Genomic DNA, 13,686 nt, shown 5'->3' with positions numbered 1-13,686 from the left:
GCGTGCTTCGCGACCGTATAATTGCAACCCGATCGTACCACATGACCGTGGCGATCGGCAACCACTTTTCTACTTGGCGGACTTTCCTGTCCCAAGAACCGTTCAAGCGCCGGAAGCTGTATTCCACAGCTGCTTGCGGAACTGCGACGGCGACAAGCCGGTATTGTCCTTGAACCAGACGCCAAAATAATGCGGGTCGGCAAATCCGGTCCGGCCGGCGACGTCCTTGATTTTCAACCCTGTTTCGCCGAGCAGCTTCTTCGCCTGCTCCATGCGCAAGGCACTCACATAATCGGCAAAACCGACACCGACTTCCTTCTTGAACAGCTGGCTGAAGTAGTTCGTGTTCAAGCTGAGCTGGCGGGCGATAAAATCGACGCTAAGCTCGGAATTGTGAAACTCGTCGTGAATGATTTGCAGCGACTTGACGACGTTGGCGCTCATCTTCTTGCGCTCGCGGTTGTCCGACTGCAGATGTTCTTGTAGCAAGACCAGGAAGTCGGCGCAATTTTTCTCCAGCGATTCGTTCGAAAGCTGCGCGCTCAGCGCATTCAGCCGCTCGCTGTCGATCAGATCGTCCGGGCTGCCCAGCTTGATCGACAGCTTGTTCAACTGGTTATACATCGCGGAGAAAAACGTGTTGATGATCGGCGGCGCAATCTGGTTCGACCGGGCGTAAGCGACCAGTTCCTCCATAACGAGCGTACAGTTCGCCAAATCGCCCTCTTCCATATAATAGATCAGGCGGCTCTCATAAAATTCCGGGTATTGCGTCTGCCACGAATCGCCGGCGCAAAAGATGCCGGCCTCGCTGCCGGTATGCTCGGCGCGTTCGGCAACGCCGTATTTCAGCAGCCCTTTCGCTTCCTCGAACGACGTTTTGATAAAGTTGACGTCGTCGTAAGCGTTGCCGACAAAGGCAAATGTCCTTGCGCCGAACCGCGTGCGCATCGTCCGCACCAGCTCTTCCGCGCAGGCGATCGTTTCCGCTTCCGGACAATTGAAAATGAGACAAAATTGATGGTTCGACAAATGAACGGCAATGAGCGGCCATCTCGTTTCGCACTCGTGAACGAGCAATTCCGCCGATCCAAGCTGGCGCTCGTCGATATCGTTCTGCATGTCGATCAGCACAACCTGAAACACCGGCTGCTCGAACCGGAAGCCAAGCTTGCGTTCGTACTCCACCAGTTCTTCCGCGCTCATGTTGCGCTCCAGCAAGGAACGGATGAATTTTTCGCGAATCAGCGGGATGCCCTCGCTCACTTTCTCCAGCATGTTGTTGAATGCGTGCCCCATCATGCCCAGCTCGTCGCTGTACAGCGACTTGAACCTTGCGTTCAGGTTGCCCCGTTCCACTTCGCGCAGCAGCTTCACCATCTTCTGCAGCGGCAGGGAGATCGTTTTGGAGATGAGCGCCGAAACGACCATCATCAGCAGCAGGGAGATGAACAGGAACCAGTACCAGAACGATGTGATGCGCTGCAGGTCCTTCAGCACGACACTTTCTTTGACCGAATGCACGTATGTCCAGTTCGTCAGCGGATTGTGGGAGTACGCGACCATGTACCGGCCCGAATCGAGCCGCTGCGTCATATAGCCCTTGTCCTGATGCAACAGCGACAGGTCGATTGCCTGCGCCTGCTGCTGCCGGCCTTTGGCCGCGGAATAGACGAAACCGTTCGCATCGACGATGCTGTTGTCGCCATCGACGAGATTCGATGCGGACAAGTAAGAATCGAACACGTCGGGCGACAGCGAAACGACAAGATTGCCGATCAGGTTCAAGTCGGTGCGGTTGTAGATCGCCTTGAACAACACGATCGAGCGGTACCCTTCCGACCATTCGATGATCGACCAGTAGGACGAGCTGCTCGACTGCTGGGCGCGATCGTACCAGCCCTGGCTAATAAAATCGTCGCTGGTCAAATAAGGCGAATTGACCTGCGCGCCCAGATTGAGGTCGAACACGTTCTTGTACCGGTCGATCAAAAAGATCGCGTCGATGCCGTATACGTTGTCCCACATCTGGTGCATCTGGTTGTTGATGTCGTTGAAGGCCCGGATGCGTTCGTCGCCGTCCAGGTTGTCGACGTTGCCGCCCGTGAACCATTCCTGGATGCCCAGGCTGTAGCTCAGCACCAGCGACGACTTCTCGATGCTTTGAAAATAGTTGTTCAAGCTGCCGGTAAAATAGCCGATATTGCGCACCATCGTGTCGCCTTCGCGATTTGTGATCATCTGTTTGATGTACGTTGACGACAGCAGGGCGAACGTGGACAACGTCAGGAACGAAACGAAAAAAAACGACAGCCATAGCTTGCGCAACAACTTGAGGTCATGGAAACGACGATAGGCTGTACGGAACAATCGCACAATGACCCCCCTTTTTTTCGGTTTACCAGGCCGTCCAGCCGCCGTCGACGGAAATGTTGGCGCCGGTCATATAGCTGGACGCGTCCGACGCGAGCAAAGCGACAGCGCCGACGATTTCCTCCGCCTTGCCGACCCGCTTCAGCATGGTCTTGCGATTCAGTTCGGACACGAAGGCCGGATTCTTCTCCTGACCTGCCGGAGTGGGGAACGGCCCGGGCGATACGCTGTTGACGCGAATGCCTTTGGACGCATAGTGCGCCGCGCAGTAGCGCGTAAATTGCAGCACGCCCGCCTTGCCGGCGCCGTAATTGGCCGGATTGTTCGCACCGCTGTCGCCGTAGATGGACGGGTCCGGCGACACGATGCCGTACATCGAAGCGAAATTGACGATGCTGCCTCCGCCTTGCCGCTCCATATACGGGATCACTTCGCGGGTGCAGCGGAACGTGGTGCCCAGCGCGCCGTCGACGCCGCGGAACCAGTCCTCGTCGGACATCTTGTCGACGGTGCCCTGCGCCCCGTAACCGGCACCGTAAGTGGCGCCGTTAATAAGCACGTCGATTCGGCCGAACCGCTCGTAGACTTCCTTCAACATGTGACGGATCGATTCGGTCGAAGAAGCGTCGCACGCAATAAAATGATGCGCGGCTTCGGTATGCTTCGGTTCGGCTATGTCCGCTACGACAACGGTAGCTCCAAGCGATGCGAGACCGTTGGTCATCGCGGTGCCGAGCAGGCCGCTGCCTCCCGTGATCACTACCGTTTTGTTGCTCATGTCGAATAAGTTGCTCATCCGTTTCCCTCCGTTTTCGGTTGAATGGACATCGTCCATCCTTCCATTCTAGAAGAGCGGCCAGCCTTGCAAAAGGGTAATTATTTTAGATTCCCGGTAAAATTTCACGGGTGAAACCGCGGTTTCAAGCGTATTTCCATTGTAGGCGCAAAAGCGGACAAAACGCAACGGTCATTTCAGTACGACCGCCGTGCGGCTGTGCCCGTCCTTCGTCTTGGTCACTTCGATCGCGGCCGGCAGCGCGGCTTTCAGCTCCTGCACGTGGGAGATGACCCCGATCATCCGCCCCGAGCGCTGCAGATCGACAAGCGTGTCGATCGCCTTGGCCAGCGACTCTTCGTCGAGCGAGCCAAAGCCTTCGTCGATGAACATCATTTCGATCGAGACGCCGCCTTCGTAGGCCTGAATGACGTCCGACATGCCCAGCGCAAGGCAGAGCGAGGCGTTGAATTTTTCGCCGCCGCTCATCGATTTCACGTCGCGGTTCATGCCGGTGTAGGCGTCGTAGACGTCGAGGCCTAGCCCGCTTTGTTTGCCGCGCGTCTCCAGCCTGCCGCTGCGCTGCAGCTCGAACTGGCCGTTCGACAGCTTGCGCAGCCGCTGGTTGGCCGCTTGCAAAATTTGCTCGAGAAATTCGATCAGGATGTACCGCTCGAACGAAAGCTTAAGCGCATTGTCGCCTTTCAGCGCCTGGAACACGTCCTGCAGCAGCGACAGCCGCGCTTCCGCCTGCGCCGTGCGCTCGTGCGCCGCGGCAATGCCCGCCGCCAGCCGCGCGCTATCGCGGCACAGCGACTCCGCGCGCTGCGCTTCGGCCGCCGCCGCGTCCAGCCCGGCGCGCAGCTGCGCCAGCTCCGCCGCCAGCGCGGCAAGATCGGCAGGCTGCGCCGCCGCGAGCTCGCGCGAAAGCTCCGCCAGCTGCGCGGCCAGCGCCGCCTGCGCTTCGCGGAACGCCGCCAGCTCCGCCGCAAGGCGCTGCCGCTCGGCCGGCGGCAGCTGCGCCGCGGCGAACTGCTGCGCCGACGCGAAGCCCGCTGCCGCCAGCTCCGCAGCGAAACGCGCCGACGCTTCCGCCAGCTGCGTCTCCGCCTCGGCCAGCTGCGCTTCGAGCTGGTTCGCGTGCGCCCGCTCCTCGGCGAGCTTCGTGCGCGCCGATTGGCGGCGCTCCTGCGCGTCGCTCCAGGCCGCTGCCAGCTTCGCGGCCAACTGACGCTGCGCCTTCAGCGCGGCGTCGAGCCGATCCGGCGCCCGCAGCGCCTCGGGAATACGCGCCAGCTCCTGCTCGAGCAGCGCCCGCTGCGTATGCAGCAGCATGCGCGCCTCCTGCAGCCGTGCCGTGCGCTTGTCCTTCTCCGCGGCCAGCGTTTCCGCCGCGCGCTCCCGCTCTTCCGCGTCGCGTTTCCAGCGGAGCAGTTCGGCGGCCAGCTCCTCCAGTTTGTCGACGGTCGCCTTCAAGCGCGTCCCTTCGGCCACGAGCCGCTCGTACTCCGGCTGCACGTCTCCTTCGGCCGGCGCCGCCGCCGGCTCCAGTTCGGCCAGCTCGTCGCGTTTGCCTTCCCAGCCGGAGCGGGTCGCCGCAGCCTGCGCTTTGGCCTCCTGGTACTCGCGCTCGTGACGCAGCAGCCGTTCCTTCGCCTCTTGCAGCGCTTCCCTGGAAACTGAGTCGCCGCCGGCGGTCGCCTTGCGCGGATGGTCGACGCTGCCGCAAACCGGGCACGGCGCCCCGTCGTGAATCTGCGCGGCGAGTTGCGCCGCCTGGTTGTCCACCCACGACCGCTCCAGCCGGTCGTGCTCCTCCTTCGCCCGCAGCGCCGCGTCGGAGCGGGCCGCTTCCAGCTTGGCCCCCTCGCCGAGCCGCCGCTCGAGCTCAAGCAAATCCTTGAGCAGCTTCGCCTGCTGCCGCAGCCGGAGCAGCCGCTCCTTCCGCTCCGGCAGCGCCGCGGTGTCCCGCTCCGCCTGGCGGATGCGTTCGCCCAGCTGCCGCTTCGCCGCAAGCGCGCCTTCGAGCTCGCGCTCCAGCGCCGCCGCTCCCGCGGCCAGCTCGCGCTCCTCGCCGGCGATCCGCTCCGCCTCGCGCTCCCGTGCCGCCAGCGCCCGCACCGCCGGCGCCAGCTCGCCGAGCCGCTCGAGCTCGCGCGCCGCGGCCGCACGCTCCGGCTCGCGCGCCGCTTCCTCGTCGTAGCGGCGCTCCGCCAGCTCCGCCGCCTGCGCGGCCGCCGCCGTATCGGCCAGCTTCGCCTCGCGCTGCTGGCGCTTCTCCGCGGCATACGCGGCGGCCGCCCGGCGCCGCTCCTCATACGGCTCGATGCGCGCCGCCTGCTCCGCTTCGCGCTGCCGCGCCTCCGCCGCTTCCATCGCCGGCTTGCGGCTCGCAAGCAGCGCCTGCTCCTCGCGCTTGCGCTCCTGCAGCGCCAATCGCTCGTTCAGCGCCTTCGCCGCATGGTACGCGGCTTCGCGCTCGTTTGCCTGCTGCGCCAGCCGCTCGCGGCGCTGCTGCAGCTCCTCCCGCTGCGCCGCATAGTAGGCGCCCTCTTCCTCCAGCGCCGCCACGACTTGCGGCGCCTGCCGGTAGGGCGCGTCGAGCGTGCGGAACAGCTCGCTGTCGTCGCGGCGGGGCAGCGCCACGGCGACCTGCTGCACGTGCACGTCGAGCGCGGTGCGCTCCTGCTGCAGCAACGCCCGCTGCTCCCGCGTTTTCTCCTGGAACAGCTCCTCCGTGCGATTATACAGCTCCGTGCGGAAGATGCGGCGCAATATTTTTTCCTTGTCGTCGGTTTCGCTCGTCAGCAGCTTGCGGAATTCTCCTTGCGGCAGCATCACAATTTGGCTGAACTGCTCGAGCGTCAGCCCGACGATCCGCTCCAGCCGCCGGTTGACGTCGTCCGTCGTAAACCTGCTGTCGCACGGCACCTCGCGGCCGCCCGTCGTTTCGTACAGCTCGATGCGGCCGCCGGTTTCCGACTTGTTGCCGGCTTTGCGGTGCGGCATCTGGCGGAATATGCGGTACGTCCGGCCGCCGACGGCAAACGCCAGCTCCACCGACGTGTGCGTCTCGTCGTCGGCAAAATGGCTGCGCAGCATCCGCGGGTCTTTGCGGTCTTCGCCGCTCGCCTTGCCGTACAAGGCAAAACAAACGGCATCGAATATCGTCGTTTTGCCGGCGCCCGTATTGCCGGAGATGACGAACAGCCGGCAGTCCGCAAGCGCGGTAAAATCGATCGTTTCCCGGTCCTTGTAAGGACCGAACGATTGCATCGTCAGTTGCAGCGGTCTCATCCGGCTTCCTCCTCAAGACGCAACGCCTCCGCAAATGTTTCACGGAACAGCGCCAGTTTGCCGTCGTCGATCGGCTGCCCGGTCACTTCGCGGTAGAAGGCGGCGAAGAGCGATACCGGATCCGCTTTGCGCCGCGATTCGCCGCTCCCGGCCGCCGTCGCGCCTTCTTCGTCCGCTTCGCCGCGCTGCACTGAACGGTCGACATGCAGCGCGTTCGGGTATACCGAGCGCACCTTCTCCATCGGGTAAAGCACCGGCGTTTCGTCGCGCAGCGTTACGAAGACGTAATCGTCGCTCGGCGCGTGTGCGGCGATTTCGGCCATCGTGCCGACAACCCGGCGCATGTCGCGCAGCGGCGCAAGCGTGCGTTTGTCGACGCGCACTTCGCCGGCGCCGTTCATTTCGACGATGTAGTAGCCTTTTTCATGGCGCTCCTCGTCGATCGAATATTTGAGCGGCGAGCCGGAGTAACGGATATTATCGCCGACAACGGCGTGCGCGGCGTGCAAATGGCCAAGCGCCGTGTAATGGAACGGCTTGAAATGATCCGCCCGCACATACTCCGCCCCGCCGATCGACAGCGGCCGTTCGGCGTCGCTCGTGTTCGCCTCCGGCTCGCCGTATGGCGTCACGAACGCGTGGCCGACGAACACGTGGCGCGCGCCTTCGTCCATGCTGCCGGAGATGGCGGCGACCGTTGCTTTCATCGCGTCGTCGTGGGTGCGGATTTCCTCGTTCTCTTCTATGTAGCGTACGATCGCCGGATCGGCGTAGGGCACAAGGTGAAAATGAACCGGACCGAACTCGTCCTGCAGCGCCACCGTCCGGATGTCGCGCGTCAGCCGGCCGGATAGATGCAGGCCGCGGCTTTCCATCATGCGCGTGGCGAAGTCGAGCCGGTCCGGGCTGTCATGGTTGCCGGCAATCGCCAGCACCGGCGTCCCGAGACCGATGACGATGCGCGCCAGCAGCTCGTCGAGCAGCGCAACCGCCTCCGCCGGCGGCACCGCCCGGTCGTACAAGTCGCCGGCGATGACGACGGCGTCCGGCCGCTCCCGCTCGACGTCGCGCACGAACTGCTCCAGCGCGTGCCGCTGGTCGTCGGTCATATAGACGCCTTGCACCAGCTTGCCCAGGTGCCAGTCCGCCGTATGGAAAAACTTCATGCTATCACCCTCCCGCCGCAGCGAATTGTTCCTGTGTTACATTCGACACGAACGGGCGTTTCCCTCCCCATGGGTGATGGGGATTGCATCCAGCGGCAAAGAGAATGCGGCGCTGCGGATGCGAGGCTGCTAATGCAGGCTGCAAGTGCGGATCATGTACAGTTGTTTGAATGGCTTGGCGGCGGAGGCGGCATAATGGAGTCGAATGGAGCCTTGTGGACCTTAATGGAGCAACCGGAGGGGACCGACATGACATCGAATGAAGGTTCATTTGGCTTATTTACCGAAGAAGCGGCGCCGCTGGACGTGCAGGCATGCGATCGTTGCGAGCTGTCCGGGCAACGGACACGCGTCATCTGGGGCGAAGGAAATTCGAACGCCCGGCTTGTGATGATTTTGGATAATCCCGGAGCCCGGGAGGACCGGCTCGGAAACCCGTTTCTGTGCAGCACCCGTGAAACGCTCCAACGCGGCATGCGGGAGGCGGGCCTGGACAGGAACTTGGTATACGTCACCTTTTTGCTTAAATGCAGGCCGATTCGCGCTTACAACAAGCCTGCCGCCAGAGAGGCTTGTTTGCCGCATCTGCAGGCGCAGCTGCTGGAGAAACGCCCGCTTGTCCTGTTCGGATTCGGAAATGTGGTGGCGGAGGCCTTGTTCCCCTGGAAGGAGAATGCCAGCGTCAAAGAGCTCAGGAGGGACTGGCACGAGTGGCAGGGGATTCCCGTCGGGCTTACTTATCACCCGCTTGCCGTCAAGCGGCGGCCGAATTTGATGAACATTTTTGTGGAAGACCTCGTATCGCTCAACAACAAATTTGCTGCTTGTCTTTCCCGGCAAAGCAATAACCAATGATTGCAGCGCAGCAAAAAAGCCGCCGGAAGCATTCCCGGGCGGCCGTTATTAAGTTTCGCCTATTTCAAATCCGCTTCCGCCAAACCTTCTTCGACGGCATAGTCGAAATCTTCGATATCGAACATCGCAACCGGCACTTCCGCCTCGATCACCTTGTCCATCATGTCCGGCTGGTCGGACAGCAGCGGCGCTTTCTCGCGGGCGCACGTCAAAATCAGCTCGGTTTCGATCGGGTCAAAATACTCGCCGTACTGCGCGTTGTCGACCGCATAAACGACGGTAAACGAAACGTTGTCGTTGATCGGCAGCGGCGGGCTTTTCTGCCAGGGCATTGTCAAGGCGCGCTCGACTTTCTTCTTGTTGAACGGCTCTTCGAAAAACGCGATCAGCTCGCCGATCACCGTCTTCACATGCGCGTCGTCCTCGGGATCCGGCATCACCGGCTCGCTGCTGTCGCGCATGTCGTACAGCTCCTGTATGGTCGAGTAAGGAATCACATACTCCACCGGCCTCTTCGGCACCAACAATTCACCGTACACGGCCACCATGACGGCCTCAATGACAAAACGCCGGGTCATATCTGTCGATTCCCCCTGTTCCGCTGGCGCTAACGCCGCGATAATCGCGGCAAATCGACCGGTACCTCCCGCTGCTCGCGCAGGGGTGGTCCGGGCATGCCAAGTCTGACCTTATTATGAGTCCAAAGGCCGATAAAATGCAAGTGCCATTTGTGCATATCGGCTGTCACTCCGTATGCAAACTTCGGTCGTCGAACATCGAGGCGACTTCTTTGCCGCCGTCGATCTGGATGAATTGGCCGGTAATTTGCGTCGCCAGATCGCTGGCCAGAAACACGATCAGCGCCGCCGTATCGTCGGCCGTCTGCATACGGCCAAGCGGCAGCGTCTTGCCTTTGTCCGACAACCATTCGACCGTCTGCCCCTGGGCCGCCCGCTCCGCCAGTTCCCCTTCCGTCGCTACCCAGCCCGGGTTGACGCAATTGACGCGGATGCGGTAACGGGCCAACGCTCCCGCCAAGTTCCGCGTCATCGTCAGTAGGCCGCCTTTCGATACCGAATAGGCGAACAACTCCGGCAGCCCGATCGTAGTATGGCTCGAGCCGAGATTGACGATCGTGCCGCCGCCGCGGCGGACAAGGGCGGGTTCGGCCGCCTGGCACGCCAGAAACGCGCCGCGCAAGTTCACCGCCATCACTTTCTCCCACAGCTCCACGGTCGTGTCCCGCATCAGGCTGCGCGGGTAGACGCCGGCGTTGTTGACGAGAATATCGACACCGCCAAATGCTTCTTCCGCCCGGTCGATCATCGCTTTCGTGTCGTCCACGCTGGTCACGTCGACTTGGACGAACAACGCACGGCCACCCTCCTGCCGCAGCCTCTCCGCCGCCTGCTCCCCGGCTTCCGCCCGATCGGCGATGACGACCGCCGCCCCCGCTTCCGCCATCCGCCGCGCCGCGGCAAATCCGAGTCCGGACGCCGCTCCCGTCACAACGGCAACTTTTCCTTGCAAAAGCAGATGATTAAACATACGCCCACCGCCTTATGTAGTTGGTAAATGGACTGCTTCGATCAATAAAATCTAAAATCATTATAACGAATCGGTGAAACTTGCGGCAGCATAATCTGCGAAAATATGGCGGTAGCGCGGCGGAATCGGTATCATTGAAGAGTAGTTGTCCGGAAAAAGGTTGTATAGCGGGGATACAGGCGATCGATCGGAACACGAGGAGGAAGCGGATGCTGCCCGATCTGCATCATTATTATGACGAATCGACGGGGCCGTTTTGCAATTTGTCGGATCTTGAACAAGGTGAGGCGGAACGGATACTCGCAGACTTCCGGCTTCGCAACCGGGGATTCGCCGGCAAACGCGCCCCCGATTACATGTCCGTACGCAGAGAGTTGGAACGTCAGGCGCGCGAGCTGTTCATGCATCAGGGAGGAAAACCGGTCCGGATGCACCCGCACTACATGACGCTCGGACCGTGTCCGTGGCTGCTGGAGTGGTATGGCGACGGCAGACAGCTGTCCGTTCCCGTTGCGGCTTTCGATCCGGCGACAATCAGCTTCACTTACGGCGACTTGTTCCCCACCATGCGCTACCAAGATGGGAAACCGTACCGCGGGAAGGTGTATACGCTGGATGGGATCGAAGCGCTTGTTCGGGAATTCGGGTTTCCGCAGGAATGGAATCCCGCAGGCGCTTTCGGCCCGGAGCGGTACATCGAGGTGCAGGTGTGGGATGACGCGCCGATCCGCGCTTTTGCGGCCGGTCGGCAGCCACTCTGACACTGGCTCACGGAAAATAAGCCATGTTTTATTGGCTATACCCTCCAAATGCGCCGGCTGCAACAAAATAGCCAGTGCTTTTGCTGGCTATTTCATAAAAATAGCCCATTTTGCAGCTGTTTCGTCAGAATAGCCAGTGATTTCACTGGCTATTCTCGTTGCACCAAGGAAAATGGAGCAAATAAGCCATTTTTTATGGCCTATTTTTGAAAATGGAACCATTCCGACTCAGCACCGGCGCTCCGCAAGCTGATCCATAGCCGCCAAACGCGCAAAAGCCGGGCTCCCGCCCGGCTTCACGCTACTTACTTCTTCGCCGCAAGAAAAGCGTCGAACTGCTTTTGCTTTTCGGCGATGATTTTGTCCTGGCCGGCCGACTTGATGCGGTCGATATACTTCGGCAGCACGTTGTCGGGATCGACGGAGCCGGTGTCGAGGCCCGGGTCGTACTCCTTGCCGATGTTCGTCGCCGCAGCGACTTCCGTCTTCACCGGCTCGGCGTTGAAGGTGAAGCCGAGACCCGGCGATTTTTTCGCGTCCTTGTTGAACACCTTGAACAAATCCCATTTCTTCGGATCTTCCGTATCGTAAATGTAGTTGAGGAACTGGTTGCCGAACATCCATTGCGCGCCGGGGCTGTAATTTTTCGTCGCGTCGGCATTTTTGATGATGTTGTCCGACACTTTCTGGTAATGCACACCTTCGATGCCGAAGTTGATCAGGTTGTTGATCGCTTTGTCGGTATGCAGCAGGTTGATGAACATCATCGCCCGCGCCGGATCGCCGGAAGAGGAAGACACGCCGAGCATCGAGCCTGCCGTTTCGCCGGTGGAAATCGTCCGTTCCGTCAGCTCGATCTGCTTCAGCTTGCCCTGCTGGCCGTTCGCGCCGGCCATCTCCGCGTCTTTGCCGGGCTTGAGCGAGGACGGGATCATAAATACGTTGCCCGCCTTCATCGCATCCTGCACCGACAGCTGCGTCGTCGCCGCGTCCTTGTTGACCAGCCCTTTCTGCATCAGGTCGCGGGCCAGCTTGACGGAATCCTTGTAGCGGTCGAGCTCGTACTTGGGCACAACCTTCGTGCTCGTGCCGTCCTTCAGCACGATGCCCGGCACCGTGCCGTCGCCAAGAAAGTCATACTGCGCCATGTAGTGGGAGTTCAGGTTGTCGCCGTCGCGAACGAACAGCGGCGTCATGTCCGGCTTCTTCTGCTTGACGACGCTCAGCACCGCTTCGAGGTCTTTCGTCGATTTCACTTTGCTCATGTCGAGGCCAAGCTCCTGGGCGATGTCGGTGCGGTAAATGACGCCGCCTTGCGCCGCCAGCTCCTTGTTCGTCGGCACGCCGTAGTTTTTGCCGTCGATCTTGGCGCCTTCGAGGAAGGCCGGATCGAGCGAATCGGTGATGCCTTTGCCGTACTGCTTCAATAAATTGCCGACCTTCTCCAGCTTGTCGTCGTTCAGCGGCAGGAACGCGCCTTTGGAAACATTGACCGCATGGCCGTTCCACTGCGCCGTGAACAACACGTCGAACGCTTCGCGGGAAGCAATCATCAGGTTCACCTTCTGATCCCACTGCCCCCAATCGATCGCGACGATGTCGAGCGTGGCGTTGATTTTCGGCTCGAGCAGCTTGTTCAGCGCCTCCTCCACCTTCGCCTCGTCCGCTTGCGGCGTACCCGGATAAATCAGCTTCAGCTTGTAAGGCTTCAAATCGGACGCCGCCTTGACGGGGCTCGCCCCCGCCGAAGCCGCAGGGGACACCGCCGCGGGCGACCCGTTGGACGAATTGCTTCCACAACCTGCCACTACGGTACTGAGCGCAACGGCAACCATAATGCCCATCGACCACTTGCTCCGAGCTTGACGCATAGGTTGTAACCCTCCCATTTCCATTTTTACACAACAACGCTAAACCGGCAATGCCGGGGATAGCCATTCGCAATTGCACGCCTGTCAAGGCGCTACCCTTTCACCGCTCCGACCGTCAACCCTTTGACAAAATATTTCTGAAAAAACGGATAGGCGAATACGATCGGGCCGATCGCCAGCACCGCCATCGCCATGCGCACCGTTTCCGTCGGCAGGTTGAGCGAGCCTCCCGCCTGCGCCATGCCTTGCGCGGCCTGGACGTTGGCGGACAGGAACTGGATGTCGAGCAGCGTCTTGTACATCAGAAACTGCAAATTGACGTTTTCCTTGGTCGTGATGAACACGAGGCTGAGGAACCAGTCGTTCCAGTAATTCAGCGTCTGAAACAGCGCCACGGTCGCCAGCACCGGCAGCGACAGCGGCATGATGATGCGCAGGAATATGCCGAGCTCGCCGGCGCCGTCGATTTTGGCCGATTCGATCAGGGCGGGCGGGATCGTGTTCGCAAAAAACGTGCGCAAAATCAGCACAAAAAACGCGGAAACGAACAGCGGCATCATGAGCGACCAGAGCGTATTTTTCCAGTCGAAAAGCTGGGTGTAGACGAGGTACCAGGGCACCAGCCCGCCGTTGAACAGCATCGTAAAAAACATGAAGAACGAAAACGACCGCCGGTGCGGAAAATCGGCCCGCGAAATCGGATACGCATACAGCGCCATTACGACGAGGCTGATTGCGGTGCCAACGACGGTCGTAAACACCGACACGCCAAACGAATGCAGCATTTGCGTCCAATCGGCGAACAGAAACTCGTAGGCGTATCCGCTCCATTTTGTCGGAAAAAAATCATACCCTTTCACAAGCACCGTCTTCTCGTCGGTTAACGACACCGTCACAACCAGCAGCAGCGGCAGCACGCACGACGCCGTGTAAAGCCAGAAAAACGTATTGATCACCACATTCGTTGCGGGTTTAACCGCATTGACGCCGCGGCCGGCGCGAATCGCCGTTTGCACCTTCCATCACCTCTCCAGCATCCG

At 60.7% G+C, this 13,686-nt stretch carries 10 protein-coding genes; 2 read left to right on the top strand and 8 right to left on the bottom strand.

The features are described 5' to 3' along the window. Positions 1-102 precede the first annotated feature (102 nt). The 4 genes from EXY20_RS06730 to EXY20_RS06715 form a co-directional block, all read right to left on the bottom strand. The gene (locus EXY20_RS06730) at positions 103-2,376 is read right to left on the bottom strand and encodes a helix-turn-helix domain-containing protein (protein WP_135548980.1); all 2,274 of its coding nucleotides are present in this window, start codon (positions 2,374-2,376) and stop codon (positions 103-105) included. Positions 2,377-2,398: 22 nt separating this feature from the next. Beyond that, positions 2,399-3,169 carry an SDR family oxidoreductase gene (locus tag EXY20_RS06725; protein ID WP_135548978.1) on the bottom strand — a complete coding sequence of 257 codons (771 nt, stop codon included), beginning with the start codon at positions 3,167-3,169 and terminating at the stop codon, positions 2,399-2,401. Between the two features lie 171 nt (positions 3,170-3,340). Further along, the gene (locus EXY20_RS06720; protein ID WP_135548976.1) at positions 3,341-6,445 is read right to left on the bottom strand and encodes an AAA family ATPase; all 3,105 of its coding nucleotides are present in this window, start codon (positions 6,443-6,445) and stop codon (positions 3,341-3,343) included. Continuing rightward, the gene (locus EXY20_RS06715; RefSeq protein ID WP_135548974.1) at positions 6,442-7,611 is read right to left on the bottom strand and encodes an exonuclease SbcCD subunit D; all 1,170 of its coding nucleotides are present in this window, start codon (positions 7,609-7,611) and stop codon (positions 6,442-6,444) included. The genes EXY20_RS06720 and EXY20_RS06715 overlap by 4 nt, the downstream gene beginning before the upstream one ends. Positions 7,612-7,860: 249 nt before the next feature. On the opposite strand from EXY20_RS06715, the gene EXY20_RS06710 reads away from it, so the two are divergent. Next, entirely contained in the window at positions 7,861-8,466 is a 606-nt protein-coding gene (locus tag EXY20_RS06710; protein WP_135548972.1) for a uracil-DNA glycosylase, read from the top strand. A 59-nt stretch (positions 8,467-8,525) separates the two neighbouring features. On the opposite strand, the gene EXY20_RS06705 is transcribed toward EXY20_RS06710, so the two are convergent. Next, positions 8,526-9,044, bottom strand: coding sequence for an ADP-heptose synthase (locus tag EXY20_RS06705; protein ID WP_135548970.1), 519 nt, complete (start codon positions 9,042-9,044; stop codon positions 8,526-8,528). Between the two features lie 166 nt (positions 9,045-9,210). Continuing rightward, positions 9,211-10,014: an SDR family NAD(P)-dependent oxidoreductase gene (locus EXY20_RS06700; protein WP_135548967.1), complete on the bottom strand. Its 804-nt coding sequence runs from the start codon at positions 10,012-10,014 to the stop codon at positions 9,211-9,213. Between the two features lie 209 nt (positions 10,015-10,223). On the opposite strand from EXY20_RS06700, the gene EXY20_RS06695 reads away from it, so the two are divergent. Then, positions 10,224-10,775 (top strand): hypothetical protein, encoded by a 552-nt coding sequence (locus EXY20_RS06695; protein ID WP_135548965.1) that lies wholly within the window; start codon positions 10,224-10,226, stop codon positions 10,773-10,775. A 305-nt stretch (positions 10,776-11,080) separates the two neighbouring features. On the opposite strand, the gene EXY20_RS06690 is transcribed toward EXY20_RS06695, so the two are convergent. Both EXY20_RS06690 and EXY20_RS06685 read right to left on the bottom strand, forming a co-directional pair. After that, positions 11,081-12,646: an ABC transporter substrate-binding protein gene (locus EXY20_RS06690; protein ID WP_135548963.1), complete on the bottom strand. Its 1,566-nt coding sequence runs from the start codon at positions 12,644-12,646 to the stop codon at positions 11,081-11,083. A gap of 92 nt (positions 12,647-12,738) precedes the next feature. Then, positions 12,739-13,662, bottom strand: a complete 924-nt coding sequence (locus EXY20_RS06685) for a carbohydrate ABC transporter permease (RefSeq protein WP_135548961.1) — start codon at positions 13,660-13,662, stop codon at positions 12,739-12,741. Positions 13,663-13,686 lie beyond the last annotated feature (24 nt).

The sequence above is a fragment of the Paenibacillus cymbidii genome (assembly GCF_004764705.1).
In the GTDB taxonomy this organism is placed as follows: domain Bacteria; phylum Bacillota; class Bacilli; order Paenibacillales; family NBRC-103111; genus Paenibacillus_AN; species Paenibacillus_AN cymbidii.
The sequence above is the reverse complement of the archived record's forward strand: the minus strand, read 5'-3'. Positions and strand labels throughout refer to the sequence as shown.

Excerpts from the sequence above, each read along its gene's own strand:
- EXY20_RS06725 (WP_135548978.1), bottom strand. The coding sequence starts at position 3,169 with ATGAGCAACTTATTCGACATGAGCAACAAAACGGTAGTGATCACGGGA.
- EXY20_RS06720 (WP_135548976.1), bottom strand. The coding sequence starts at position 6,445 with ATGAGACCGCTGCAACTGACGATGCAATCGTTCGGTCCTTACAAGGAC.
- EXY20_RS06715 (WP_135548974.1), bottom strand. The coding sequence starts at position 7,611 with ATGAAGTTTTTCCATACGGCGGACTGGCACCTGGGCAAGCTGGTGCAA.
- EXY20_RS06710 (WP_135548972.1), top strand. The coding sequence starts at position 7,861 with ATGACATCGAATGAAGGTTCATTTGGCTTATTTACCGAAGAAGCGGCG.
- EXY20_RS06705 (WP_135548970.1), bottom strand. The coding sequence starts at position 9,044 with ATGACCCGGCGTTTTGTCATTGAGGCCGTCATGGTGGCCGTGTACGGT.
- EXY20_RS06700 (WP_135548967.1), bottom strand. The coding sequence starts at position 10,014 with ATGTTTAATCATCTGCTTTTGCAAGGAAAAGTTGCCGTTGTGACGGGA.
- EXY20_RS06695 (WP_135548965.1), top strand. The coding sequence starts at position 10,224 with ATGCTGCCCGATCTGCATCATTATTATGACGAATCGACGGGGCCGTTT.
- EXY20_RS06690 (WP_135548963.1), bottom strand. The coding sequence starts at position 12,646 with ATGCGTCAAGCTCGGAGCAAGTGGTCGATGGGCATTATGGTTGCCGTT.